Source organism: Pseudomonas sp. A-1 (assembly GCF_004801855.1).
Classification (GTDB): Bacteria; Pseudomonadota; Gammaproteobacteria; order Pseudomonadales; family Pseudomonadaceae; genus Geopseudomonas.
Map to the genome: position 1 here is coordinate 1 of NZ_SSTC01000013.1, position 22,494 is coordinate 22,494.

The 22,494-nt window shown below is 70.7% G+C and carries 24 protein-coding genes and 1 tRNA gene; 10 read left to right on the forward strand and 15 right to left on the reverse strand.

Annotation, left to right across the window (positions count from 1 at the left end):
* Window positions 1-432 (reverse strand): copper ion binding protein (locus tag E5198_RS04245; protein ID WP_168772473.1); only part of this gene is annotated, 432 nt, incomplete at its 3' end.
* A 263-nt stretch (window positions 433-695) separates the two neighbouring features.
* Between E5198_RS04245 and E5198_RS04250 the strand changes: the two genes are divergently transcribed.
* Window positions 696-1,433, forward strand: a complete 738-nt coding sequence (locus E5198_RS04250) for an HPP family protein (protein WP_136488773.1) — start codon at window positions 696-698, stop codon at window positions 1,431-1,433.
* Window positions 1,434-1,567: 134 nt separating this feature from the next.
* Here the strand turns inward: E5198_RS04250 and E5198_RS04255 are convergent.
* Together E5198_RS04255 and E5198_RS04260 are read right to left on the reverse strand one after the other, a co-directional pair.
* Window positions 1,568-1,641, reverse strand: a tRNA-Gly gene (locus E5198_RS04255).
* Between the two features lie 49 nt (window positions 1,642-1,690).
* The gene (locus E5198_RS04260) at window positions 1,691-2,416 is read right to left on the reverse strand and encodes a pseudouridine synthase (RefSeq protein WP_136488774.1); all 726 of its coding nucleotides are present in this window, start codon (window positions 2,414-2,416) and stop codon (window positions 1,691-1,693) included.
* A 188-nt stretch (window positions 2,417-2,604) separates the two neighbouring features.
* Between E5198_RS04260 and E5198_RS04265 the strand changes: the two genes are divergently transcribed.
* Window positions 2,605-2,835: a hypothetical protein gene (locus tag E5198_RS04265; RefSeq protein ID WP_136488775.1), complete on the forward strand. Its 231-nt coding sequence runs from the start codon at window positions 2,605-2,607 to the stop codon at window positions 2,833-2,835.
* Window positions 2,836-2,874: 39 nt separating this feature from the next.
* On the opposite strand, the gene E5198_RS04270 is transcribed toward E5198_RS04265, so the two are convergent.
* The 4 genes from E5198_RS04270 to E5198_RS04285 all read right to left on the reverse strand — a co-directional run bounded on the left by E5198_RS04270 (window position 2,875) and on the right by E5198_RS04285 (window position 7,715).
* On the reverse strand, window positions 2,875-3,987 hold the full coding sequence (locus E5198_RS04270; protein WP_136488776.1) for an enoyl-CoA hydratase/isomerase family protein: 1,113 nt from the start codon (window positions 3,985-3,987) through the stop codon (window positions 2,875-2,877).
* A gap of 23 nt (window positions 3,988-4,010) precedes the next feature.
* Complete coding sequence (locus tag E5198_RS04275; protein ID WP_136488777.1) at window positions 4,011-4,829, reverse strand: enoyl-CoA hydratase; 819 nt, start codon at window positions 4,827-4,829, stop codon at window positions 4,011-4,013.
* 199 nt (window positions 4,830-5,028) lie between these two features.
* Window positions 5,029-6,276: an ABC transporter substrate-binding protein gene (locus E5198_RS04280; RefSeq protein ID WP_136488778.1), complete on the reverse strand. Its 1,248-nt coding sequence runs from the start codon at window positions 6,274-6,276 to the stop codon at window positions 5,029-5,031.
* Window positions 6,277-6,476: 200 nt separating this feature from the next.
* A complete protein-coding gene (locus E5198_RS04285; RefSeq protein ID WP_136488779.1) occupies window positions 6,477-7,715 on the reverse strand; it encodes an ABC transporter substrate-binding protein in 1,239 nt (412 codons plus the stop codon).
* A 186-nt stretch (window positions 7,716-7,901) separates the two neighbouring features.
* Here E5198_RS04285 and ung point away from each other — a divergent pair, with 186 nt between their 5' ends.
* Entirely contained in the window at window positions 7,902-8,597 is a 696-nt protein-coding gene (gene ung / locus E5198_RS04290) for a uracil-DNA glycosylase (RefSeq protein WP_136488780.1), read from the forward strand.
* Between the two features lie 2 nt (window positions 8,598-8,599).
* Here ung and E5198_RS04295 read toward each other — a convergent pair whose 3' ends face one another.
* The 6 genes from E5198_RS04295 to E5198_RS04320 form a co-directional block, all read right to left on the reverse strand.
* A complete protein-coding gene (locus E5198_RS04295; protein WP_136488781.1) occupies window positions 8,600-9,445 on the reverse strand; it encodes a DUF6279 family lipoprotein in 846 nt (281 codons plus the stop codon).
* A 51-nt stretch (window positions 9,446-9,496) separates the two neighbouring features.
* Entirely contained in the window at window positions 9,497-10,540 is a 1,044-nt protein-coding gene (locus tag E5198_RS04300; protein ID WP_136488782.1) for an AbrB family transcriptional regulator, read from the reverse strand.
* Window positions 10,524-12,041, reverse strand: a complete 1,518-nt coding sequence (locus E5198_RS04305) for a tripartite tricarboxylate transporter permease (protein WP_136488783.1) — start codon at window positions 12,039-12,041, stop codon at window positions 10,524-10,526. The genes E5198_RS04300 and E5198_RS04305 overlap by 17 nt, the downstream gene beginning before the upstream one ends.
* 4 nt (window positions 12,042-12,045) lie before the next feature.
* Window positions 12,046-12,486, reverse strand: coding sequence for a tripartite tricarboxylate transporter TctB family protein (locus tag E5198_RS04310; RefSeq protein WP_136488784.1), 441 nt, complete (start codon window positions 12,484-12,486; stop codon window positions 12,046-12,048).
* A gap of 89 nt (window positions 12,487-12,575) precedes the next feature.
* Window positions 12,576-13,553, reverse strand: coding sequence for a tripartite tricarboxylate transporter substrate binding protein (locus tag E5198_RS04315; protein ID WP_136488785.1), 978 nt, complete (start codon window positions 13,551-13,553; stop codon window positions 12,576-12,578).
* Window positions 13,554-13,592: 39 nt separating this feature from the next.
* Entirely contained in the window at window positions 13,593-14,858 is a 1,266-nt protein-coding gene (locus E5198_RS04320; protein ID WP_136488786.1) for an OprD family porin, read from the reverse strand.
* A 191-nt stretch (window positions 14,859-15,049) separates the two neighbouring features.
* On the opposite strand from E5198_RS04320, the gene E5198_RS04325 reads away from it, so the two are divergent.
* Together E5198_RS04325 and E5198_RS04330 are read left to right on the forward strand one after the other, a co-directional pair.
* A complete protein-coding gene (locus tag E5198_RS04325) occupies window positions 15,050-15,721 on the forward strand; it encodes a response regulator (RefSeq protein ID WP_136488787.1) in 672 nt (223 codons plus the stop codon).
* Complete coding sequence (locus tag E5198_RS04330; RefSeq protein ID WP_136488788.1) at window positions 15,714-17,108, forward strand: sensor histidine kinase; 1,395 nt, start codon at window positions 15,714-15,716, stop codon at window positions 17,106-17,108. The genes E5198_RS04325 and E5198_RS04330 overlap by 8 nt, the downstream gene beginning before the upstream one ends.
* 6 nt (window positions 17,109-17,114) lie before the next feature.
* On the opposite strand, the gene E5198_RS04335 is transcribed toward E5198_RS04330, so the two are convergent.
* Window positions 17,115-18,050 (reverse strand): folate-binding protein YgfZ, encoded by a 936-nt coding sequence (locus tag E5198_RS04335; RefSeq protein ID WP_136488789.1) that lies wholly within the window; start codon window positions 18,048-18,050, stop codon window positions 17,115-17,117.
* 121 nt (window positions 18,051-18,171) lie between these two features.
* Here E5198_RS04335 and E5198_RS04340 point away from each other — a divergent pair, with 121 nt between their 5' ends.
* The gene (locus E5198_RS04340) at window positions 18,172-18,429 is read left to right on the forward strand and encodes a succinate dehydrogenase assembly factor 2 (RefSeq protein ID WP_136488790.1); all 258 of its coding nucleotides are present in this window, start codon (window positions 18,172-18,174) and stop codon (window positions 18,427-18,429) included.
* Window positions 18,413-18,883 carry a protein YgfX gene (locus E5198_RS04345; RefSeq protein ID WP_136488791.1) on the forward strand — a complete coding sequence of 157 codons (471 nt, stop codon included), beginning with the start codon at window positions 18,413-18,415 and terminating at the stop codon, window positions 18,881-18,883. The genes E5198_RS04340 and E5198_RS04345 overlap by 17 nt, the downstream gene beginning before the upstream one ends.
* Here E5198_RS04345 and nadB read toward each other — a convergent pair.
* Window positions 18,868-20,487, reverse strand: coding sequence for an L-aspartate oxidase (nadB, locus tag E5198_RS04350; RefSeq protein ID WP_136488792.1), 1,620 nt, complete (start codon window positions 20,485-20,487; stop codon window positions 18,868-18,870). The two genes, E5198_RS04345 and nadB, sit on opposite strands and share 16 nt — an antisense overlap.
* A gap of 330 nt (window positions 20,488-20,817) precedes the next feature.
* Between nadB and rpoE the strand changes: the two genes are divergently transcribed.
* The 3 genes from rpoE to E5198_RS04365 are packed head-to-tail and all read left to right on the forward strand — an operon-like array spanning window position 20,818 to window position 22,458.
* The gene (rpoE, locus tag E5198_RS04355; RefSeq protein ID WP_136488793.1) at window positions 20,818-21,399 is read left to right on the forward strand and encodes an RNA polymerase sigma factor RpoE; all 582 of its coding nucleotides are present in this window, start codon (window positions 20,818-20,820) and stop codon (window positions 21,397-21,399) included.
* Between the two features lie 29 nt (window positions 21,400-21,428).
* Entirely contained in the window at window positions 21,429-21,983 is a 555-nt protein-coding gene (locus E5198_RS04360; RefSeq protein ID WP_136488794.1) for a sigma-E factor negative regulatory protein, read from the forward strand.
* Window positions 21,984-21,990: 7 nt separating this feature from the next.
* On the forward strand, window positions 21,991-22,458 hold the full coding sequence (locus tag E5198_RS04365) for a SoxR reducing system RseC family protein (RefSeq protein ID WP_136488795.1): 468 nt from the start codon (window positions 21,991-21,993) through the stop codon (window positions 22,456-22,458).
* Window positions 22,459-22,494: the final 36 nt, after the last annotated feature.

Genomic DNA, 22,494 nt, shown 5'->3' on the forward strand with positions numbered 1-22,494 from the left:
GGCGGCGTAGCCGGCGCGCTCGATGGCGGCGACCAGCGCGCCGACCGGCACGCCGCGCAGCACGCGCACCTGGGCGCGCTCGCTGGCCAGGTTGACGCGCGCCTCGGTCACCCCGGGCACCCTGCCCAGCACGCGCTCGACCCGCGCCACGCAGGAGGCGCAGGTCATGCCGCGCACGTCCAGCTCGACGGTTTCCTCGGCCACCGCGTAGCCGGCCTGCTGCACGGCGGCGATGGCGGCGGCGACGTCGGGGGCGCCGGCGAAGCTGACCTCGGCGCGCGCGGTGGCCAGGTTGACGCTGGCGTCCGTCACCCCGGGCAGCTTGCGCAGGGCGCGCTCGACGCGGCCGACGCAGGAGGCGCAGGTCATGCCGTCGATGCTCAGGGTGAGCGGCGGCGGACCGTCCTGGCGGAGGGGGGCGGGCGTGTTCATGGGAGCTCCTGATCCGGCTGAGGCATGCCGCCACCTTAGAGCTTCCAATGGTGGCAAGGTCAAGCCCCGGCGCCGGCCGCGCCCATGGATCAATAAAACTGCACTGATGCTGCAGGATTATTCGTTTGTGCCGGCCCTAGGGGGCGGACAGACTGTATCCGCCCTGTGCGCCGGACGAAGCAGGCAGCGCGCATGCCCCGCCAGAGGGAAGCCGCTGCGGTGGACGGTGGCGGGGCGAACAACCTTGTCCCTCCGGAACTGCCATGACTCCTGCCAGACAACTCGTTGCGCGGGTTGCCCGCCTTCTCCCGCCCGCCCTGCACACCCACCCCCTCGAATGGACGCGCGCCGCGCTCGGCGCCGGGCTCGGCGTACTGCTGCCCCTGCTGCTGTGCGGCGCCCTGTTCGGCCGCGAGCTGGCCCTGAGCATGCTCGGCCCGCTCGGCGCGTCGGCGGTGCTGCTGTTCGCGGTATCGTCCGGGGCGCTGTCGCAACCCTGGTCGATCCTCGGCAGCTACCTGTGCGCGGCGCTGGTGGCGACCGCGGTCGGCCTGCTGCACCTGCCGGTCCTGGCCACGGCGTTGCTGGCCCTCGGTGGCACCCTGCTGACGATGTGCGCGCTGCGCTGCCTGCATCCGCCGGGTGCGGCGCTGGCGCTGTGCCTGGTGCAGGGACATCCGCAGGTGTCCGCGCTGGGCTTCGGCATACTGGCGCCGGTGCTGCTGGCGGCCGTGGGCCTGCTCGTCTGCGCGCTGCTGTTCAACAACCTGACCGGCGTGCGCTACCCCAAGGCAGCCAGCGCGGAGCCGGTATCGCTCGCCGTGTCGCCGCCCGAGATCCAGGCCGGAATCACTGCCGCCGACCTGCAACAGGCCCTGAAGGAGTTCGGTGAGTTCGTCGACGTGACGGCGGAGGATCTCGAGGAGATCGTCCGGCGCAGCGAGCGCCATGCCCGCCAGCGCAGCATGGCCGAGGTGTTCGCCGAGCGCGAACCGGGCTGAGCGAGCGGAACCGGGTGTTGCCGGGCGGCGGGGAGGGTCGATGATCGCGCGTGGGCGCGGCGTAGCACCGCGCGGGGAAGCCGCAACGCTCGGCGGCAAAGAAAAAGGCCCTCTTCCGAGGGCCTTTCGAGATCTGGAGCGGGCGATGGGAATCGAACCCACGGCTCTAGCTTGGGAAGCTAGGGTATTACCATTATACGACGCCCGCTTTTCAGGCCGTCTTTTTACCAGAAGATGCGAACGAGGTGAAGCTCGTTTTATGCCGAATCGCTCTGAGCCGCCGGCAAGGGGCCGGAGCAGGCGATTTCCGCGGCATCGAGCGGGCGGTACTGGCCGGGTTGCAGCATCGGGTCGAGGCGGATCGGCCCGATGCTCTCGCGGTGCAGGCGGGTCACCCGGTTGCGGAAGTGGCCGAACATGCGCTTGACCTGATGGTAGCGGCCCTCGACCAGGGTGAGACGGGCGCTGTGGCTGTCGAGGATCTCCAGGTGCGCGGGCAGGGTGGTGAGATCCTCGAAGGCGAAGTAGATGCCGCGCGCGAAAGTGTCGACGTACTCGGCGCCGATCGGCTCGGCGGTCTCCACCCGGTAGACCTTGGGCAGCTTGCTGCCCGGCAGGGTCAGGCGCCGCGACCACTGACCGTCGTTGGTCAGCAGCAGCAGGCCGGTGGTGTTGCCGTCCAGGCGCCCGGCGATGTGCAGCCCCGCGCGCTCGGCTGCCGGCAGCAGGTCGAGCACGGTGCGGTGCTGCGGATCGCTCGTGGCGCTGACCACCCCGGCCGGCTTGTGCAGCATCAGGTAGCGGGCGGTCTGGCCGGCCTGCAGCAGTTGCCCGTCCAGCTCGATGCGGTTGAAGCCGTTGATCTCGCGATGGCCGTCGCACTCGGCCAGGCGGTCGACCTGCACCCGGCCGGCGAGCAGCAACTGGCGGACCTGCTGGCGATTGAGTTCGGGGCGCTTGCTGAGGAAGCGGTCCAGGCGCATGGGGAAGGCTCTCGATGTGGCGGGGCGGTCGTTGCCAGCCCGTTCGGGCGGGGGGGCGTGGCATGTTAGCGCGCGCGGGGCAGCGCCGCAGGTGCCGGTGCGCGTTCGCCTGGTGCGCTGAACTTGTGCAGGCGCTTCGGCGTCTCAGCAATGGGCCAATCGGGCCCGTGCCGCGGAGGAATCGATCCATGCGTGTTGCCGTGTTGCTGTTGGGAATGCTGCTCGGGCTGTCCGGGTGCGTGGTCTACGATGACGACCATGACCACGGCTACCGCGGCGGGCATGGTCACTGGGATGGCGGCGATCGGCATCGCCAGTGGGAGGGACGCGGCCATCGCCACCATCATTGGGATGACCGCGGCCATCGCCGTGAGCGCTGGGAGGATCGACGAGACGGCTATCGCTACTACGACGACTGATTCCGTCGCCGGCACCCCGTAGCGCTCCGGCGGCGGTACTCAGCTGTCGCCGAGCTGCGCCAGCGGGTGCTCGCCTTCCCAGGTCGGGGCGAAGTGGGCCTCGACCACGCTCGGCGGGATGGCGGCGACCTGCGGCCAGTGCCAGCGCGGGCGGTTGTCCTTGTCGATCAGCCGGGCGCGCACCCCCTCGGCGAATTCGGGGTGGCGGCAGCAGTTCAGGCTCATCGCGTATTCCATGCGCAGCGCCTCGGCCAGCGACAGCCGGCGCGCGCGGCGCAGCTGTTCCCAGACCAGGTGGGCGGTGAGCGGGCAGCCGCTGGCCAGGGTGGCGGCCGCGCGGGCCAGCAGCGGATCGCTGTCGTCCTGCAGGGCGGTGAGAGCGTGCCAGGCGGCCGGCAGGTCGGCGACGTCGAGCAGGCGGTCGATGCGCTCGCGGCGCGGCAGCAGTTCGGCACCGGGCAGCCGGGCCAGGGCCTCGCGTTCCAGGGCCTGCAGCAGGCTGTGCAGCTGGCTGGCGCTCTGCTCGTTCCAGTTGAGCTGCGCCAGGCCGTGCAGCAGGGCTTCCTGCTGCTCGTCGAGCAGGAAGCGGTCGGCCAGGCCGAGGTCGAGGGCATCGCGGGCGTTGAGCTGGCTGGCGCCGAGGCCGAGGAACAGGCCGAGCCGGCCGGGCAGGCGGCCGAGGAACCAGCTGGCGCCGACATCGGGGTACAGGCCGATGCCGATTTCCGGCATGGCCAGGCGGCTGGAGGGTGTGACGATGCGCAGGCCGGTGCTCTGCAGCAGGCCCATGCCACCGCCCATCACATAGCCGTGGGCCCAGCCCAGCAGCGGCTTGCGGTAGTGGTGCAGGCGGTGGAACAGGCGGTACTCGTCGGCGAAGAAGCGCCGCGCCAGCGCCGGCACCGTGCCGGGGTCGGCACGGCAGGCCTCGGCCAGGGCGCGTACGTCGCCGCCGGCGCAGAAGGCCCGGGCGCCGTTGCCGCGCAGCACCACGCAGGCGATTTCCGGATCGTCCTGCCAGATCGCGAGGCGGTGGGCGAGTGCCTCGATCATCGGCAGCGACAGGGCGTTGAGGCTCGCCCCGGCGTCGAGGCTGGCGAGACCGAGGCGAAAGCCGTGGCGGCATGGCCGCTCTTCGAAGATCAGGTTCATGCGGGCCTCCGGCGCAGCGCGCCTCAGCGGTTGCGCCAGTGCGGGTCGCGTTTCTCCAGGAAGGCGTTGACGCCCTCGCGGGTATCGTCGGCATCGAACAGGTCGACGAAGCGCTCGCGCTCCTCGGCCAGCCAGCTGCTCGGGCCGCGCTGGCGGGCGCCCTGGATCAGTGGCTTGATCGCACGCACCGCCACCGGGCTCTGCCGGGCGACGCGGGCGGCGAGCAGCAGGGCGTGGCCGCGCGCCTCGCCGCTGTCGACCACCTGCTCGACCAGGCCGATGCGCAGCGCGGTCTCGGCATCGACCCGCTCGCCGCAGAGGATCATGCGCTTGGCCCAGCCCTCGCCGACCAGCCAGGCCAGGTGCTGGGTGCCGCCGGCGCAGGGCAGCAGGCCGACGCCGGCCTCGGGCAGGGCCAGTTGCGCTTGGCGTTCGGCGATGCGGATGTCGCAGGCCAGCGCGCACTCCAGGCCGCCGCCCATGGCGTAGCCGTTGATGGCGGCGATGCTCACCCCGCGGAAGTCGCGCAGCGCCTCGAAAGCTTCGCCGAACAGCCGCGCCATGCTGCGCGCACGGGCCTTGTCGCCGTCGGCGAACAGCTTGAGGTCGGCGCCGGCGCTGAAGAACTTGGCGCCCTGGCCGGTGATCACCAGGGCGTAGATATCGTCGTCGTGGTTGAGGTGCTCGACCAGCTGGCGCAGGCCGATCAGCGAGTCGCGGTCCCAGGTGTTGGCCGGCGGATTGTTGATGGTGACCAGCGCGGTGTGGCCGTGCTTCTCGACGGTCAGCTTGTGGGTGAGGTCGAAGGGGGCGGACTTGTAGGGTTCGACGGCGTTGCTCATGACGGTCCTCGGGCTTCGGGCGGGTGGCCGCGCTCTGCCGGAGTCTCCAGCCGCGCCCACCCGGCAGGCGGATGCTCAGTCTGGTACGTCAGTGGAGGCCCGCGTCGGTCGTCTGACCGGACCCGCGGGCCGCCGGGATGAACTTCTTTTAGCCGTCCCGACCGGGGCTTGTCCAGCCCCGCCGGGAGGTGGGAGGGGTTTACTGCAGCTGGGGCGGCTGGCCGGCGGTCAGGCGTTCCTGCTTCCACTCGTCGAGGGTCGGTGCGGCCAGGGTGCCGTCGAGGCGGCCGACGATCTCGAAGTAGTCCTGCCTGGAACGGTCCTTCATGATCTCGTCGCGCGACTTCACCTTCACCGCGTAGACGGTCTGCACGTTCTGGTGATCGAAGGTGCGCCACTCCTGCGGGCCCTTGAGCAGCTGGTACTTGTGGCCTTCCAGGGCCTTGATCAGGCTCTCGCTGTCCAGGCTGCGCGCTCGCTCGGCGGCGTCGGCCCACTGGTGGACGATGCTGTAGGCCGAGGCGGCCGAGCTCGACGGCATCAGTTCGTAACGCTCGGAGAAGTTCTTCACGAAGGTCATGCCGGCTTCGGACTTCTCCAGCTCCGGCACGCGCCAGGTCCACGGCTCGGTGCCGATCACGCCTTCCATCAGGCCGGGGCCGGCCTGCTCGACGATGCTCTGGGTCAGGTTGGGGGCGACGATCTGCATGCGCTTGGTCAGGCCGAGGTCCTCGGCGATGCGCATGGCGCGCACCAGGTCCTCGCCGAACAGCACCAGGGCGAGCACCTCGGCGTCGCTGCCGGCGGCCTGGGTCAGCGCATCGCGGTAGTCGGCCAGGCGCGCGCCGGGGAAGGGCACCTTGAGGCCCGGATGCTTGCTGGCGTCGGTGCTGTGGGTGGTCTGGCGCAGCGAGCTTTCGCTGGTGTGGCCCCAGGTGTAGTCGGCGGTGACGTAGAAGTAGCGCTTGTTCGGCAGCTCCTTGGCCAGGTACTCGCCGAGCACGCGCGCGCTCATCCACGCGTTGTTGCACTCGCGGAACATGTAGCGGTGGCCGTTCTTGCCGGTGGTGTCGTTGGAGTAGGTGAGGGTGCCGAAGTACAGCACGCCGCGCTCCTTGGCGCGCTTGCTGGCGGCGATGGCCACGGCGCTGGAGGCGCCGCCAAACAGCATCACCGCGCCGTCACCGACCAGGCGGTCGACGTTGTTCACCGCCTTCTCCGGACGCGAGGCGGTATCGCGGCTGATCAGACGCAGGGGGCGGCCGAGCACGCCGCCCTCGGCGTTGATCTCGTCGATGGCCAGCAGGGCGCCACGCATCTGTGCCAGCCCTTCTTCCTTGTAGCTGCCGGTGCGGGGGTAGTTCAGGCCGAGGGTGATCGGATCGACAGCACTGGCAGTAGTGCAAAGTCCGGCCCACAGGGCCAGAGCCGTGAGAGTGCGCTTCATGGGGCCTCCTGGTCATTGTTATGTTTGCCCGAGCTTGTTTTACGCGCCGGCGTGTTTGACGGGCATTAGCTCTTGGTCTAGCGGCGTCATCATTTTGTGATCCAGTTCGCAAGCGCGGGGAAATGCCGGCTGATGCGCGCCCCGTGCCGGCGGCGACCCTGGCGCCGCTCCCGCGGGCAGCGTCGGCACCGGGCGGCGGATCACTCGAGGGTCAGGCTGTCGCGCTCCTGCTCCCAGTCCTCCTGTGGCACGGCGGCCTGTTCGCCGCCCATGCGGTGGATGATCTCGAAGTAGTCCTGCTTCAGCGCATCCTGCATGATCTCCTCGCGCGGGCGCACCCGCACGGCATAGACGCCCTGCACGTTCTGGTGGTCGAAGGCGCGCCACTCCTGTTCGCCCTTGAGCAGCTGGTAGCGGTGCCCCTCCAGTGCGGCGATCACCGCCTCGCTGTCGCTGCTGCCGGCGCGCGCCACGGCGTCGGCCCACTCGCGGACGATGGCGTAGGTGGAGGCCGCGGTGCTGCCCGGGTACTCCTGGTGCTGGGCGATGAAGTCGCTGACGAAGGCCGCGCCGGCCGGGCTGTTCTCCAGGCGGGGAATGCGCCAGGTCCAGGTCTCGGTGCCGATCACCCCGGCCATGATCGACGGTCCGATCTGCTCGACCAGCGGCTTGGTCAGGTGCGGGACGATGATCTGCAGGCGGCGGTTGAGGCCCTGCTGGTCGACCAGGCTCATGATCTGCACCAGGTCGTTGCCGAGCAGGTTGAGCACCAGCACGTCCGCCTCGCTCTTCGCCGCCGCCTCGAGGGCGGCGCGCATGTCGACCAGGCGCGCGCCGCTGGCGGCCAGGCTGCGCCGTCCGTGGCGGGCCTTGTCCTGGGTGGCGGTGCTGTCGCGCAGGGCGCGCTCCATGCTGTTGCCCCAGGCATCGTCGCGAGTGATGTGGAAGTAGCGGCGGCGCGGCTGGTGGATCGCCAGGTACTCGCCGAGCACCCGGGCGCTCATGTGCGCGCTGCCGGACTCGCGGAACAGGTAGCGGTGGCCGTGCTGGCCGGTGACCTCGTTGGCATAGGCGAGGGTGGCGAAGTACAGCAGGCCGTGCTCGCGAGCGCGCCGGCTGGCGGCGACCACCTCTTCGCTGGTGGCGCCGCCGAAGACCATGGCCACACCCTTGGCCTGCAGGCGGTCGACGGTGTTCACCGCGGTTTCCGCGCGCGAGGCGCTGTTGCCGGTTTCCAGCTGCAGCGGCCGACCGAGCACGCCGCCTTCGGCATTGACCTGGGCGACGGCGAGCAGGGCGCCGCGCATCTGCTCGAGGCCCTCGGCCTTGTCGTTGCCGGTGCGCGGATAGCTGAGGCCGATCTTCAGCGGATCGCCGGCCGGCGCGGCGTGGACGGCGAAGCCTGCGAGCAGCAGGCCGAGACAGACGAGTCGACGCATGGACACCTTTCCTTGTGGCTGGGGGAAGCGGGCTTTGTACGCCCGTAGGGAGCAGGCGCCCATGCACCTTTGCGCGGGAAGGAGCGCGACTTCGGTCGTCATCCCCGCCCGCCACCAAGGTCGCGCCTTGACTTGCCGGGGAGCGCTCTCTACGGTGCCGCTTTGTTTCGCACACAGGGGGCTGGCATGAGCGCCGCGCAGGATCGCATCAAACTCGAACCGGGCTGGAAGGCGGCCCTCGGCGAGGAGTTCGACAAGCCCTACATGCAGGCGCTGGGCGAGTTCCTGCGCCGCGAGAAGGCCGCCGGCAAGCAGATATTTCCGCCCGGCGGGCTGATCTTCAACGCGCTGAACTCCACCCCGCTGGAGCGCGTCAAGGTGGTGATCATCGGCCAGGATCCCTACCACGGCCCGGGCCAGGCCCATGGCCTGTGCTTCTCGGTGCAGCCGGGGGTACCGGTGCCGCCGTCGCTGCTGAACATCTTCAAGGAACTCAAGCGCGACCTGAACATCGATCCGCCCAACCACGGCTGCCTGCAGCACTGGGCGGGGCAGGGCGTGCTGCTGCTCAACACCTCGCTGACCGTCGAGCAGGGCAAGGCCGGCTCGCACGCCGCGGCAGGCTGGCAGCCGTTCACCGACCGGGTGATCGAGGTGGTCAGCCAGCAGCGGCCGCACCTGGTGTTCCTGCTGTGGGGCGCCCACGCGCAGAGCAAGGAGCGCCTGATCGATCCGACCAAGCACCTGATCCTGCGCTCGCCGCATCCCTCGCCGCTGTCGGCGCACCGCGGCTTCATCGGCAACGGCCATTTCGGCCGCACCAACAAGTTCCTCGAGCAGCACGGCCTGGCGCCGATCGACTGGCGCCTGCCGGCGCTCTGAGTTCAGCTTCGGCAGGGCAGCCCGGCGAGGTCGTCGCGCAGGCGGTCCAGCCGTTGCGTGAGGTGTGCGCGCTGGTCCGTGGTGGCGCTGGCCCACAGTTCGCTGAGCAGATCGGCCAGCGCCTGTCGGGCACGCTCCGCCGCTTGGCGGTAATCCTCGCCGCCGTAGCGCTCGGGGTCGCCCAGCAGCGGCAGGAGGCGTGCGGCGCGGTCGCCTGACGGCCGGCGCAGCTCGGTCAGCAACTGCGCCTGCCAGCGCTGGCGAAACTCCAGCCAGGGGCGCACGCCGGCTTCCTGGCGCGCGGCCCAGAAGCGCAGATAGGCGCGCTGCTGCGGATGCAGCGGGCCCAGCCAGCTCTCCAGGCGCTGCTCCATGCGCTCCACGCGGCGCTGCAGGCGCTCCTGCGGCGTGCCGCCGAGAAAGCGCTCGTGCAGTTCGGCCCGTTCGGCGGCGAGGTTTTCGTCCAGCTCGTCGACCTGCGCGGCGTCGAGCCGGGCGAGCAGATGGGCGGCGTCCGGAGCGACGCGCTCGAGGGTCGGCTGCAGCAGGCTGCGCGCCTCCAGCAGCGGCGCCTTGAGCCGGTCGGCGCCGGGGCTGCCGGCGAGCAGCGGGCGCTGGCGCTCGAGCCAGTCCAGGTAGCGCGGCAATTCGTGGCGGCAGTGCCAGGCCAGGTGTTCGTCGAGGCGCGCGTCGAGCCAGGCGCTCTGCGTGGCGTCGAGGCTCAGGTAGTCGTCCAGCTTCCAGGGAATCAGCCGGTCGAGGTTGCGGTAGACCAGCTCGAGGCGGCTGCAGGCCGCCAGCACCAGCAGGGCGAGCAGCAGGGCGAAGAGACGGGCGAGGCGGGTCATGGGCATTCCGCTACGGGGCGAACTGGCTTGAGGATAGGCCAGCGCGGCGCCTCAGGAACGGCGCCCGTCTGCGTCCAGGCGCCGCCAGCGCAGGTACAGCGGCTCGGCCAGCAGCATCACCAGCAAGAGGCGCAGCAGCTGCTGGGCGCTGACCAGCGCCACCGACAGCTGCAGGGTCTGCGCGGTCAGGCCCAGTTCGGTGATGCCGCCCGGCATGCTGCCGAGCATCAGCGCCCGGCCGTCGCCGCCGGCGAGCAGGCCGAGGCCGGCGCCGAGCAGTGCGGCGGCGAGCATGGCCAGCAGGCTGAACAGCAGCACGCGGGCGAGGAAGCCCGGCGCGCGGCGAAAGAAGGCGCGGTCGAAATGCATGCCCAGGGCGCAGCCGAGCAGCCACTGGCCGAAGCGCGCCAGGCCGTCGGGCACGGCGAGCTGCAGGTCGAGGCCGGCGCTGGCGCCGGCGCACAGCAGCAGCGGGCCGAGCATCCACGGATTGGGCTGGCCGAGGCGGCGCCACAGCCGCGCGGCGAGCAGGCCGCCGGCCAGCAGCACGCCCAGCAGCGGCCAGTCGGTGGGCACAGAAGTCGGCACGGGCGGGGGTGGCAGTCCCCAGGCGAAGGCGGCCGGCACCAGCAGCAGGACCAGCAGCAGACGCAGGCTATGCGCCGCGGCCACCTGGGCCGGTTCGGCCCGGTGGCGGCGCGCCAGGTTGACCATCTCGCTGGCGCCGCCCGGCAGGCTGGCGAAGAAGGCGGTGGCCGGATCGACGCCGCCGCGGCGCAGCAGCACGATGCCGATCAGGGTCAGCAGCAGGGTGCCGACGGCGCCGGCGAGCAGCAGTGGCAGGTGCTGGAGGAGGGCGAGGGCGGCCTCGCGGGAGACGTGCAGGCCGACGGCGCTGGCCACCAGCCATTGCCCGGCCTGGCGGCCGGCGGTGAGGGGGGCGGCGGGGAGGCCGGCGCAGCGCGTCAGCGCCACGCCGAGCAGGGAGCCGATCATCCACGGCAGCGGCCAGCCGGCCAGGCTGGCGAGGTAGCCCCCCGCCAGCCCGGCCAGGATGCCGATCAGGATGCCGCGGGCATCAGGCGGCAGTTGCATCGGTGACCGGCGCCTTGCGGCGCGCGCGCCACCAGCGGATGCCGGGCAGCGCCAGCATCACGGCCACCAGCGCCCACAGCACCAGGGTGATCGGGCTGGACCAGAGGATGCCCAGCTCGCCGCTGGAGATCGACAGGGTGCGGCGCAGGTTGTCCTCCATCAGCTCGCCGAGGACGAAGCCGAGGATCAGCGCCGACAGCGGGAAATCCATCTTGCGCAGGATGTAGCCGAACACGCCGAGGGCGATCATCAGCACCAGGTCGAAGGTGGTGCTGTGCACCGCCCACACGCCGACCAGGCTGACGATGATGATCGCCGGCACCAGGATCCAGTTCGGCACGCTGAGCATGCGCGAGAACAGGCCGACCAGCGGGATGTTCATCACCAGCAGGATGACGTTGCCGATGAACAGCGAGGCGATCAGGCCCCACACCACGTCGGGCTGCTGCTCGAACAGCAGCGGACCGGGGGTGATGTTGTACAGGGTCAGCGCGCCGATCATCACCGCGGTGGTGCCCGAGCCCGGCACGCCGAGGGTCAGCATGGGGATCATCGAGCCGCAGGCCGAGGCGTTGTTGGCTGCCTCCGGCGCGGCCAGGCCGCGCAGGTCGCCCTGGCCGAAACGACCGGACGGTCCGGCGATGCGCTTCTCGTTCATGTAGGCCATGGCGCTGGCGATGGTCGCGCCGGCGCCGGGCAGGGTGCCGATGACGAAGCCGCTCAGGGCGCTGCGCACGGAGGTCCAGCCGACCAGGCAGAACTCCCTGAAGTTGAACAGCATGCGCCCGCCGGCCTTGACCGCCTGCTGGCCGCTGTGGGTCTGCTCGAGCATCAGCAGGATTTCGCTGACGCTGAACAGGCCGATCACCACGATGACGAACTGGATGCCGTCGGACAGGCTGACGCTGTCGAAGGTGAAGCGGTACACGCCGGTGGTGGCGTCGACGCCGACGGTGGCCAGGGCCAGGCCCATCAGCGCCGCCATCAGGGTCTTCACCGGCTTGTCGCCGACCATGCCGCCCAGGCAGGTGATGGCGAACACCATCAGCACGAAGTACTCGGCCGGGCCGAAGGCCACCGCCCATTTCGCCAGCAGCGGGGCGAACAGCACCACGCCGAGGGTGGCGATGGTGCTGCCGATGAACGAGCTCATCGCCGACAGCGACAGGGCGATGCCGGCCTTACCCTGCTTGGCCAGCGGGTAGCCGTCCATGGTGGTCATGATCGCCGCGGCGTCGCCCGGCACGTTGAGCAGGATGGCGGAGATGCGCCCGCCGTACTCGCAGCCCAGGTACACGGCGGCCAGCAGGATCAGCGCGGTCTCCGGCGGCAGGCCGAGGGCGAAGGCCAGTGGCAGCAGCAGCGCCACGCCGTTGATCGGGCCGAGGCCCGGCAGCATGCCGACGATGGTGCCGACGAAGGCGCCGAACAGCGCCATCAGCAGGTTCATCGGGCGCAGGGCGACGTCGAAGCCCTGCATCAGGAAGTTGAAGGTTTCCATGGCGTCACTCCACGAGGAATTCGAACACGCCCAGCGGCAGGGGCACGTCCAGCAGCAGGTCGAACAGCACGTAGAGCAGCACGCCCATCAGCACGCCGGACAGCGCGCAGGGCAGCGGGCGGCCGCCGAACAGCAGGCCGAGGCCAGCCCCGGCCAGGGCGGTGGCGGGGACGAAGCCGAGCGGCTCGAACAGCAGGGCGTAGGCCAGCAGGCCGGCGACGCACAGCAGGGCGCGCAGGCTCTGCGGGCGGCTCAGCAGGTGTGCGTGCAGGGCCGGGCGGATCACCAGCCACAGCGCGCCGGCGCCGAGCAGGGCGAGCAGCAGCAGCGGGTAGGCGCGTGGCCCCACCGGGTCGTAGGAGAAGGGGGCCTGGAACCCCCAGGCGATCACGGCAAGGCAGGCGCACAGGAGCAACCAGACCGAGCCGAACAGGCGGTCATACATGGCGAAGTACCTGGGTGGGGGGAAGAAGTCTCTCCCGCGCGGGAGAAGAGCCGGCCGGCGGGACGGGGGATTCCCGCCGGCCTGACGCCTTACTGGACCAGTCCGAACTCGCCGGCCAGCTGCTTGTACTGCTCGACCTGCTGGAACACGAAGGTGCGCAGCTCGTCGCCGGTCATGGCCAGCGGGAACAGGTCGCGCTGCTCGCGCAGCCGGGCGAAGTCCTCGCCGGCCAGCATCTTGTCGAACTGACCCTGCCACCAGGCGAATTGCTCGTCGCTGACCTCCGGGCCCATGTAGAAGCCGCGGATCACCGGCCAGGTGATGGCGAAGCCCTGCTCCTTGGCGGTGGGGATGCCGGCCAGCTTGCCGGGCAGGCGTTCGTCGGACAGCACGGCGAGCACGCGGATCTTGCCGGCGGCCAGTTGCGGGGTGATCTCGCCCAGACCGCTGGAGGTGACCTGCACGTGGCCGCCGAGCATGGCGGTGAGGGTCTCGCCGCCGCCCTCGAAGGCCACGTAGCGCAGTTTCTGCGGGTCGACGCCGGCGGCGCGGGCGATCAGCGCGGTCTGCATCCAGTCCTGGCCGCCGATGGTGGCACCGGCGCCGAACACCACGCTGGCCGGGTCCTTCTTCACCGCCTCGACCAGTTCGCCGAGGGTCTGCCACGGGGCGTCAGCGCGCACCGAGATGGCGCCGTAGTCGGTGCCGATGGCGGCCAGCCACTTGACCGCGTTCTCGTCGTAGCGGCCGAACTTGCCCTGCGCCAGGTTGAGCAGGGAGCCCGAGGAAAAGGCGGTGATGGTGCCGGCGTCCTTGGGCCGCTGGGCGACCACCGCGTTGTAGGCCACCGCGCCGACGCCACCGGGCATGTAGGTGACGCGCATCGGCGCCTTGAGCAGGCCGCCGTCCTTGAGGCCGCTCTGCGCCAGCTTGCAGGTCAGGTCGAAGCCGCCGCCGGGCTTGGCCGGGGCGATGCACTCCGGGCGCTTGGGCTCGGCGGCGAGCATCTGGCCGGCGAAGGCGAGACCGGCGGCGGCGAGGGCGATGCGGGTGATAGCAGTGTTCATGACGTGTTTCTCCGGTCGATTCTTATTGTGCGGCAGGGGTTACCAGATCGGCAGGCTGTAGCCGACGATCACTCGGTTCTCGTCCGCGTCGCGGGCGAAGTCGGAACGGAAGCTGGCGTTGCGCAGGCGCACGTAGAGGTCCTTGAGCGGGCCGCTCTGCACCACGTACTTGAGCTCGAGGTCGCGCTCCCATTCGCTGCCCTTGGCGCTGCTGCCGGCGATCTCGGCGTCATCGCCGCTGACGTAGCGGGCGAGCAAGCTCAGGCCGGGCACGCCGAGGCCGGCGAAGTCGTAGTCGTAGCGCGCCTGCCAGGAGCGCTCGTCGGCGTTGGCGAAGTCGTTGATCTGCACGAAGTTGACCAGGAACGGGTCGCTGCCGTCGATGTAGGCGTAGCCGGTGTCGCCGCTCATCTGCTGGTAGCCGAGGCCGAACTTGTGGGCCCCCAGGCCATAGGTGAGCATGCCGTTCAGGGCGCGGTTGTCGATTTCGCCGGCGCGGGCGGCGCCGCTGTCGTCGCTGAGCATCAGACGCAGGTCGGCGCTGAGGCTGCCGGCGCCGAGCGGCTGCTTGGCGAGCAGGCCGAAGTAGTGCTGGCGGTAGACGTCGTCGAGGTCAGCGAAGAAGTAGCGGCCGCTCAGGCTCTTGCCGAACTGGTAGTCGAGGCCGGCGAGATCGAGGTGCTCGCTGCTGACGCCGCCGGGGAAGCGCCGGTTCTTGCTGTTGAGGATCAGGTCCTCGGAGTTGGTCGAGGCGCGGTCGATCACCTGGTTCAGGCGCCCGCCGGTGAAGGTCAGGCCGGCGATCTCCTTGGAGGTGAGCAGGCCGCCTTCGAACACCTGCGGCAGCAGGCGGCTGTCGCTGGCCTTGACCACCGGCAGCTCGGGGATGTGCGAGCCGTAGCGCAGCTCGGTTTCGGACACCTTGACCTTGGCGGTCAGGCCCAGGCGGCCGAACTGGTCCGGGGTGCCGCCGTCGTCCTGTACCGGCAGCAGGTCGGTGCCGGTGCGCCCACCACCGGAGTCGAGCTTGACGCCGAGCAAGCCGAGGGCGTCGAGGCCGACGCCGACGCTGCCTTCGGTGTAGCCGGACTGGATGTCGAGCAGGAAGCCCTGGCCCCATTCCTCGCGCTTGTTCTGCCCGGAGCCTTCGCGGAAGTCGCGGTTGAGATAGATGTTGGTGGTGGTCAGGCTGGCGCTGCTGCCTTCCACGAACTCGGCGTGGGCCAGCGGGGCGAGGGTGCAGGCGGTGATGGCCAGGGCCAGGCGGCGGACAGGCGGCAGGGCCTGCCAGGCGGCAGTCGGCATCGCGGTATCTCCAGTCATTGTTGTTGTCGTCGGCAGTCAGGCTGCCGTGGGGGCTGGGATGGCCCAGGTGCGATGCTAGGGGGCGAAGCTTTCGCCTGGCTTTCAGCCTGAAAGAAAGTTCCCGGCGCATTGGCTGCGCGGCGGCTGCCGTTACACTCGGCGCATAACGACAAGACTTCGGAGACTTCCCCGTGCGAATCCTGCTGGTCGAAGACCATCCCCCGCTGGCCGCCAGCGTGGCCCAGGCGCTGCGTGGCGCCGGCTGGACCGTGGACCTGCTCACCGACGGCGTGGCCGCCGACCTGGCTTTGGCCAGCGAGGACTACGCCCTGGCCATCCTCGATGTCGGCCTGCCGCGCCTGGACGGCTTCCAGGTGCTGGCGCGCCTGCGTGAGCGCGGCAAGACCCTGCCGGTGCTGATGCTCACCGCGCGCGGCGAGGTGGCCGACCGCGTGCACGGCCTCAACCTCGGCGCCGACGACTACCTGGCCAAGCCCTTCGAGCTGTCCGAGCTGGAGGCGCGGGTCAAGGCGCTGCTGCGCCGCAGCGTGCAGGGCGGCGAGCAGCAGCAGCGCTGCGGCGCACTGGTCTACGACCTCGGCAGCCGGCGCTTCAGCCTCGGCGACGAGCCGCTGGCGCTGACCTCGCGCGAGCAGGCGGTGCTGCAGGCGCTGATCGCCCGCCCCGGGCGGGTGATGAGCAAGGAACAGCTGGCCGACCAGGTGTTCGGCCTCGACGAGGAAGCCAGTCCGGACGCCATCGAGATCTACATCCACCGCCTGCGCAAGAAGCTGGAAGGACGCGGCGTGCGCATCGTCACCTTCCGCGGCCTCGGCTACCTGCTGGAGGCCTGCGATGGCTGAGCAGCCGGCCAGCAGCCTGCGCGGCCGGCTGCTGCGCCGCCTGGCCCTGCTGCTGGCGCTGATCCTGGCGTTCGGCGGGCTGAGCGGCTACTGGAGCGCGCGGCGTGCGGCGGACACTGCCTACGACCGCACCCTGCTGGCCTCGGCGAGGGCGGTGGCCGACGGCCTGTACAGCAGCGACGGCAAGCTGCGCGCCAACGTGCCCTACGTGGCGCTGGACACCTTCGCCTACGACAGCGCCGGGCGCATCTACTACCAGGTGCTCGACCCGCACGGCGGCCTGGTCTCCGGCTACGAGGCGCTGCCGGCGGCGGGACCGGAGGTGAAGCGCACCGACGACTACCCGGCGCTGGCGCGCTTCTACGACGGCGTCTACCGCGCGCAGGAGGTGCGCGTGGTCAGCCTGCTGCAGCCGGTCAGCGAGGCGGAGCTGGAAGGCATGGCCGAGATCCGCGTGGCCGAGACCCGCGGCGCCCGCGAGCGCATGGCCCGCGAGCTGCTGGTCGGCACCCTGTGGCGCATGGGCCTGCTGGCGCTCACCGCGCTGGGGCTGGTGTGGCTGGCGGTGAGCCTGGCGCTGCGCCCGCTGGAGCAGCTGCGCCAGGCGGTGGCGGCGCGGGACAGCGACGACCTGCAGCCGCTGCCGGAGGCCGGCCTGCCGCGCGAGCTGCGCCCGCTGGTGGACGCCCTCAACCAGTTCAACGCGCGTCTGCGCGGGCTGTTCGAGCGCCAGGCGCAGTTCATCGCCGAGGCCGCCCACGAGCTGCGCACCCCACTGGCCGCCCTCAAGGCGCGCCTGGAGCTGGGCCGGCGCAGCGAGGATGCCGCGCAGTGGCGCCAGGCGCTCGACGAGGCTGCCGGCAGCACCGAGCGGCTGACCCAGCTGGCCAACCAGCTGCTGTCGCTGGCGCGCATCGAGAGCGGTGCGCGGGCCATCGCCGAGGGCGGCGCGCAGCGCCTGGAGCTGGGCGCGCTGGCCCGCGAGCTGGGCCTGGCGCTGGCGTCGCTGGCCCATGGCCGCGGCGTGGCGCTGGCGCTGGAGGCGGAGGAGGCGGTGTGGATCGACGGCGAGCCGACCCTGCTCAGCGAGCTGCTGTGCAACCTGCTGGACAACGCCCTGGCGCACACGCCTGCGGGCGGCAACGTGATCCTGCGCGTGCTGGCACCGGCGATCCTCGAGGTGGAGGACGACGGTCCGGGCATTCCGCCGGAGGAGCGCGAGAAGGTGTTCGAGCGCTTCTACCGGCGCAGCGCCGGCGGCACGGGGGCGGGGCTGGGCCTGGCGATCGTCGGCGAGATCTGCCGCGCCCACCGCGCACGCATCAGCCTGGAGGACGGTGCGGCGGGCGGGCTGCGCGTGCGGGTGGAGTTCGCGGCGGTGGAGTAGGGCGGCTCAGCGCTGGATGTCGCGGTCGGCGTCGATCGTGTAGGGCAGCTCGAGCAGCTGCAGCGCCGGGCCTTCGAGGCTGCCCAGGTGCAGGCGGCCGTCCTCGACGGCGTTGTCCTGCAGCACGGCGAGTAACTCGATGCCGCCGTCGCTGCGTGCGGCCAGCGCCACCTCGCCCACCGAGCTGGCGTGCACCGGCGAGAACAGCTCGCTGCCGGGCGCCGGCAGTTCGCCGCCGTCCAGCCGCAGGCGGTACAGGCGGCGCTTGAGGCGGCCGAGGTACTGCATGCGCGCGACGATTTCCTGGCCGGTGTAGCAGCCCTTCTTGAAGCTGACGCCGCCGAGGCTCTGCAGGTTGAGCATCTGCGGGATGAACAGCTCGCGGGTCGCGCCGAACACCTGGGCGACGCCGGCGCGCACCTGGCTCAGCAGCCAGTCGTTGAGGCTGCCCTCGGGCAGGTGGGCGGCGAGGCGCTGGTGCAGGCCGTCGGCCGCGCTGACGGGCACCCACAGCTCGGCGCGTTCGCCCGGCAGGCGCACGGCGAGCAGCTCGCCGTGGCGGGCGACGCTGCCGTCGGCGCTCGGCAGGTCGACGCCGAGGGCGAGCAGGGCGCCGTCGCCCCGGCTGAGGCCGAAACGCACCCAGGCCGCGCTCTCGTCGGCCAGCTGGGCCTTGAAGAACACCGCGTACTTCTTCAGGTCGGCCAGCTGCGGCTCGATCAGCTCGCGGGCCATGGCCAGGGCGAAGCCGTCGGCCAGCGGCACGATGCGGAAGCTCGACAGCATGCGGCCCTTGGGCGTGCAGCGCGCGCCCAGGCTGCTGGTCTCGGCGTTCAGGTAGTTGAGGTTGCAGGTCAGCTGACCCTGGAGGAACTTGGCGGCATCCACGCCGTGGACGGCGAGAACCCCCTCGTGGTCGAGCGAGCAGAAGAATGCGGACATCGTGTCGGTTGCCGGTGCGAAGGTCGGGGCGGCCATCATAGAGCGCCCCGCCGACTCTTGTCAGCGGGCTGGCGGCATCGGAGGCCCTCGCTATAATGCCGCGATTGCCGAGGAGGCCGAGATGACCGAAGAAAACATCGAACTGAAACGACTGCAGTGGGAATGCCGCCGCGGCATGCTGGAGCTGGACGTGCTGTTCAAGCCGTTCCTCGACGAGGCCTACGCCCAGCTGGAGGCGGTCGACCAGGAGCGTTTCCGCAACCTGCTCAAGTGCGAGGACCCGGACCTGTTCAGCTGGTTCATGGGCTACAGCCAGCCCGAGGACGCCGACCACGCGCGCATGGTGCGCATGATCCTGGACCGTGTCCAGCCGAAGTGAGCCCTTCGAGTGCCACTGGCGCCCGTCGCGGCGCCTGCTGGCGCTCTATCTGCTGAGCCTGGGGCTGGCCGTGCTGGCCCTGGCGCTCGCCGCCATCCCGGGCTGGGCGCAGGCCGCCGGCCTGCTGTTCTGCCTGGTCCACGCCGCCTGGATCCTGCCGCGCGCCATCCTGCTCAGCCACCCGAGTGCCTTCACCGCCCTGCGCCATGACGGGCGTGGCTGGCAACTGCGCAATGCCGCCGAGGGCTGGGTGGCGGTGCAGCTGCGCCCGGGCAGCCTGGCGCTGCCGCAGGCGGTGGTGCTGCAGTTCCGCCGGCCGGGACAGTGGTTCGCCCGCGGTCTGTGCATTCCGGCCGACAGCCTGTGCCGCGACCGGCATCGCCGTCTGCGCGTGCGCCTGAAGTTCGCCCGCCGGCGCTGGGCGCCGGTGGGCGAGGCTCAGTCGGGCAGGTAGCCCGGCGGCACCAGGATGGTGTCGCCGGCCTTGGGCAACTGGCCGGGGTAGTCGAGGGTGTAGTGCAGGCCGCGGCTCTCGCGGCGCAGCATGGCCGACTGGATCATCAGCTCGGCGACCAGCGCCAGGTTGCGCAGCTCGATCAGGTCGCGGCTGACCCGGTAGTTGCTGTAGAACTCGTGGATCTCGCTCTGCAGCAGGCGCACGCGGTGCTGGGCGCGCTGCAGGCGCTTGTTGGTGCGCACGATGCCGACGTAGTCCCACATGAAGCGCCGCAGTTCGTCCCAGTTGTGCGCGATGATCACGTCCTCGTCGGAGTCGGTGACCTGGCTGGCGTCCCAGCTCGGCAGCGCATGCGGCATGCCGACCCGTTCCAGCTGGCTGACGATGTCGGCGGCGGCCGCGCGGGCGTAGACGAAGCACTCCAGCAGCGAGTTGCTGGCCAGGCGGTTGGCGCCGTGCAGGCCGGTGAAGCTGGTTTCGCCGATGGCGTACAGGCCGGGCACGTCGGTGTGGCCGCGGCTGTCGACCACCACGCCGCCGCAGGTGTAGTGCGCCGCCGGCACCACCGGGATCGGCTGGCGGGTGATGTCGATGCCGTAGCCCAGGCAGCGCTCGTAGACGGTGGGGAAGTGCGTCTTGATGAACTCGGCCGGCTTGTGGCTGATGTCCAGGTACACGCAGTCGATGCCGAGGCGCTTCATCTCGTGGTCGATGGCGCGCGCGACTATGTCGCGCGGCGCCAGTTCGCCGCGGGCGTCGAAGCGGTCCATGAAGCGCTCGCCGCCCGGCAGGCGCAGCAGGCCGCCCTCGCCGCGCAGCGCCTCGGTGATCAGGAAGTTCTTCGCCTGCGGGTGGTACAGGCAGGTGGGGTGGAACTGGTTGAACTCCAGGTTGCCGACCCGGCAGCCGGCGCGCCAGGCCATGGCGATGCCGTCGCCGCAGGTGCCGTCCGGGTTGCTGGTGTACAGGTAGACCTTGGCCGCGCCGCCGGTGGCCAGCACCACGAAGCGTGCGCGGTAGGTGTCGACCTCGCCGCTGTTGCGGTTGAGCACGTAGGCGCCGAGGCAGCGGCGGCCCTTGCCGCCGAGCTTGCGTTCGGTGATCAGGTCGACCGCCACGCGCTGCTCGAGCAGTTCGATGTTCGGGCACTGGCGGGCGCGGGCCAGCAGGGTGTTGAAGATCGCCGTGCCGGTGGCGTCGGCGGCATGGATGATGCGCCGGTGGCTGTGGCCGCCCTCGCGGGTCAGGTGGAAGGCGAAGCCGCGCTCGCCGTCGTGGTGCTCCTCGTCGCGGGTGAAGGGCACGCCCTGGTCGATCAGCCACTGGATCGCCTCGCGGCTGTGCTCGACGGTGAAGCGCACCGCGTCCTCGCGGCACAGGCCGGCGCCGGCGGTCAGGGTGTCCTGCACGTGCGACTCGATGTCGTCGCTGTCGTCCAGTACCGCCGCCACGCCGCCCTGGGCCCAGTAGGTGGAGCCGCCGGCGAGGTCGCCCTTGCTCAGTACGGCGATGCGCAGGTGGTCCGGCAGGTTGAGGGCGAGGGACAGGCCGGCGCCGCCGCTGCCGATGACCAGTACGTCGTGCTGAAAGTGTTGGCTCATGTGCGCCGTTCCGCTGGTAGATCGCTCCCTAGTATATAGAAGCCCCCGGCGGCACAATATAAGTGAACTTGAGCAATTATCTGCGTTCTTACCGAGGTTGCCCTGCCCGCGCGCGCCACTGGCTGTCGCTGCCTGGGCCTGCGTTCCTCGCGTGGCAGAGTCAGCCGTGCGCGGCGCCATCGGCGCCGCGTCCGTTTTTTTCGTCCCCGGGCCGAGCGGTCGCGGGAAAGGTGTCCGCGAAGGCGAACTTTTGTGCAGGGCCCGGGTCTATTCAACCAGACCGGATGTACTGGGCCGCACAGCTCTCCGCGGACGTTTGAAGGAGCTTGAATGCAAACCCAGGAACCGGATCAGCAACTGGTCGAGCGGGTCCAGCGTGGTGACAAGCGCGCGTTCGATCTGCTGGTGCTCAAGTACCAGCACAAGATTCTCGGGCTGATCGTGCGCTTCGTGCACGATCCCCAGGAAGCCCAGGACGTGGCGCAGGAGGCCTTCATCAAGGCGTATCGCGCGCTGGGCAACTTCCGCGGCGACAGCGCCTTCTACACCTGGCTGTACCGCATCGCCGTGAACACGGCGAAGAATCACCTGGTGGCGCGCGGGCGGCGCCCGCCGGACACTGACGTCAGCGCCGAGGATGCCGAGTTCTTCGAAGGCGATCACGCCCTCAAGGATCTCGAGACGCCGGAGCGCGCCCTGCTGCGCGATGAGATCGAGGCCACTGTGCACCGGACCATCCAGCAGCTGCCCGAGGACCTGCGCACGGCGCTGACCCTGCGCGAGTTCGAGGGGCTGAGCTACGAGGACATTGCCACCGCCATGCAATGTCCGGTGGGTACGGTGCGCTCGCGGATCTTCCGCGCGCGTGAAGCGATCGACAAGGCCCTGCAGCCGCTGCTGCACGAGGGCTGAAAGCCGGCGAAAGCCAAGAGGGTAATACCATGAGTCGTGAAGTCCTGGATGAGTCGGTGTCCGCCGTCATGGATGGCGAGGCTGATGAGCTGGAACTGCGGCGCGTGCTCGCGGCAGCCGGCGAGGATGCGGCCCTGCGCGAGCGCTGGGCGCGCTACCAGCTGGCCCGTGACGTGATGCACAGGCAGGCCGTGCTGCCGAAGCTGGATCTGGCAGCCGCGGTGTCGGCGGCCATCGACGCCGAGGACGCCGCGGCACCGGTCGCCAGGCCGGCGCGCTCCTGGCGCCATCTGGGCCGCTTCGCCGTGGCTGCCTCGGTGACCCTGGCGGTGCTGGCCGGCGTGCGCTTCTACAACAACCAGGACGAAACCGGCATGGCGCCGCAGATGGCCGAGCAGAGCGTGCCGGTACAATCGTCCCAGCAGAAGCTGGCGCCGATCGCCGCAGCGCCGACGGACGCGCAGTTGGTGAGCTACCCGGCCGGCGCGGTGCAGGCCGAGCCCGCCAAGCCGGCCCAGCCGGACGACCTGATTCGCAGCGTGCCGCCGCAGCCGGCTGCCGAGGCTGCGGGCGCCGGGCGCTGAGGTCGGCATGCTCGAGGAGCCGGGGCGGGTCGTCGCGGTCGAGGACGGAGCGGTGTGGGTGGAGACCCTGCGCCGCAGCACCTGCAGCGCGTGCTCGGCGAACGCCGGCTGCGGGCAGGGCCTGATGGAAAAACTGGGGGTCGGCCAGAAGCGCGGCTACGTGCGCGCACTGACCGATCTGCGGTTGGCGGTGGGTGACGGGGTGGTGATCGGCATTCGCGAGGATCTGCTGGTACAGAGCTCCCTGCGGGTCTACCTGCTGCCGTTGCTGGGGCTGTTTGCCGGTGCAATGCTGGCACAGTGGTTGGCGCTGGCCGAGTCTTTTGTCATTCTCGCCGCTCTGGGCGGATTCCTCGCGGTCTGGTGGCTGGTGCGCAGGCACAGCCGGCAGGACGTGGACGATCCGGCCCGACAGCCGGTCGTGCTGCGTGCCGAGCTGGCGGTCTGTGCGGTGCCGCCGGCGGAGAACGGCTGATCCCGGTTGGTCTTGAAGGTTGATCTCAAAGGGAGT

Bases quoted from the DNA above. Each gene is read 5' to 3' on its own strand.
- E5198_RS04250 (WP_136488773.1), top strand. From the start codon at position 696: ATGACTCCTGCCAGACAACTCGTTGCGCGGGTTGCCCGCCTTCTCCCG.
- E5198_RS04260 (WP_136488774.1), bottom strand. From the start codon at position 2,416: ATGCGCCTGGACCGCTTCCTCAGCAAGCGCCCCGAACTCAATCGCCAG.
- E5198_RS04265 (WP_136488775.1), top strand. From the start codon at position 2,605: ATGCGTGTTGCCGTGTTGCTGTTGGGAATGCTGCTCGGGCTGTCCGGG.
- E5198_RS04270 (WP_136488776.1), bottom strand. From the start codon at position 3,987: ATGAACCTGATCTTCGAAGAGCGGCCATGCCGCCACGGCTTTCGCCTC.
- E5198_RS04275 (WP_136488777.1), bottom strand. From the start codon at position 4,829: ATGAGCAACGCCGTCGAACCCTACAAGTCCGCCCCCTTCGACCTCACC.
- E5198_RS04280 (WP_136488778.1), bottom strand. From the start codon at position 6,276: ATGAAGCGCACTCTCACGGCTCTGGCCCTGTGGGCCGGACTTTGCACT.
- E5198_RS04285 (WP_136488779.1), bottom strand. From the start codon at position 7,715: ATGCGTCGACTCGTCTGTCTCGGCCTGCTGCTCGCAGGCTTCGCCGTC.
- ung (WP_136488780.1), top strand. From the start codon at position 7,902: ATGAGCGCCGCGCAGGATCGCATCAAACTCGAACCGGGCTGGAAGGCG.
- E5198_RS04295 (WP_136488781.1), bottom strand. From the start codon at position 9,445: ATGACCCGCCTCGCCCGTCTCTTCGCCCTGCTGCTCGCCCTGCTGGTG.
- E5198_RS04300 (WP_136488782.1), bottom strand. From the start codon at position 10,540: ATGCAACTGCCGCCTGATGCCCGCGGCATCCTGATCGGCATCCTGGCC.
- E5198_RS04305 (WP_136488783.1), bottom strand. From the start codon at position 12,041: ATGGAAACCTTCAACTTCCTGATGCAGGGCTTCGACGTCGCCCTGCGC.
- E5198_RS04310 (WP_136488784.1), bottom strand. From the start codon at position 12,486: ATGTATGACCGCCTGTTCGGCTCGGTCTGGTTGCTCCTGTGCGCCTGC.
- E5198_RS04315 (WP_136488785.1), bottom strand. From the start codon at position 13,553: ATGAACACTGCTATCACCCGCATCGCCCTCGCCGCCGCCGGTCTCGCC.
- E5198_RS04320 (WP_136488786.1), bottom strand. From the start codon at position 14,858: ATGCCGACTGCCGCCTGGCAGGCCCTGCCGCCTGTCCGCCGCCTGGCC.
- E5198_RS04330 (WP_136488788.1), top strand. From the start codon at position 15,714: ATGGCTGAGCAGCCGGCCAGCAGCCTGCGCGGCCGGCTGCTGCGCCGC.
- E5198_RS04335 (WP_136488789.1), bottom strand. From the start codon at position 18,050: ATGTCCGCATTCTTCTGCTCGCTCGACCACGAGGGGGTTCTCGCCGTC.
- E5198_RS04340 (WP_136488790.1), top strand. From the start codon at position 18,172: ATGACCGAAGAAAACATCGAACTGAAACGACTGCAGTGGGAATGCCGC.
- nadB (WP_136488792.1), bottom strand. From the start codon at position 20,487: ATGAGCCAACACTTTCAGCACGACGTACTGGTCATCGGCAGCGGCGGC.
- rpoE (WP_136488793.1), top strand. From the start codon at position 20,818: ATGCAAACCCAGGAACCGGATCAGCAACTGGTCGAGCGGGTCCAGCGT.
- E5198_RS04360 (WP_136488794.1), top strand. From the start codon at position 21,429: ATGAGTCGTGAAGTCCTGGATGAGTCGGTGTCCGCCGTCATGGATGGC.
- E5198_RS04365 (WP_136488795.1), top strand. From the start codon at position 21,991: ATGCTCGAGGAGCCGGGGCGGGTCGTCGCGGTCGAGGACGGAGCGGTG.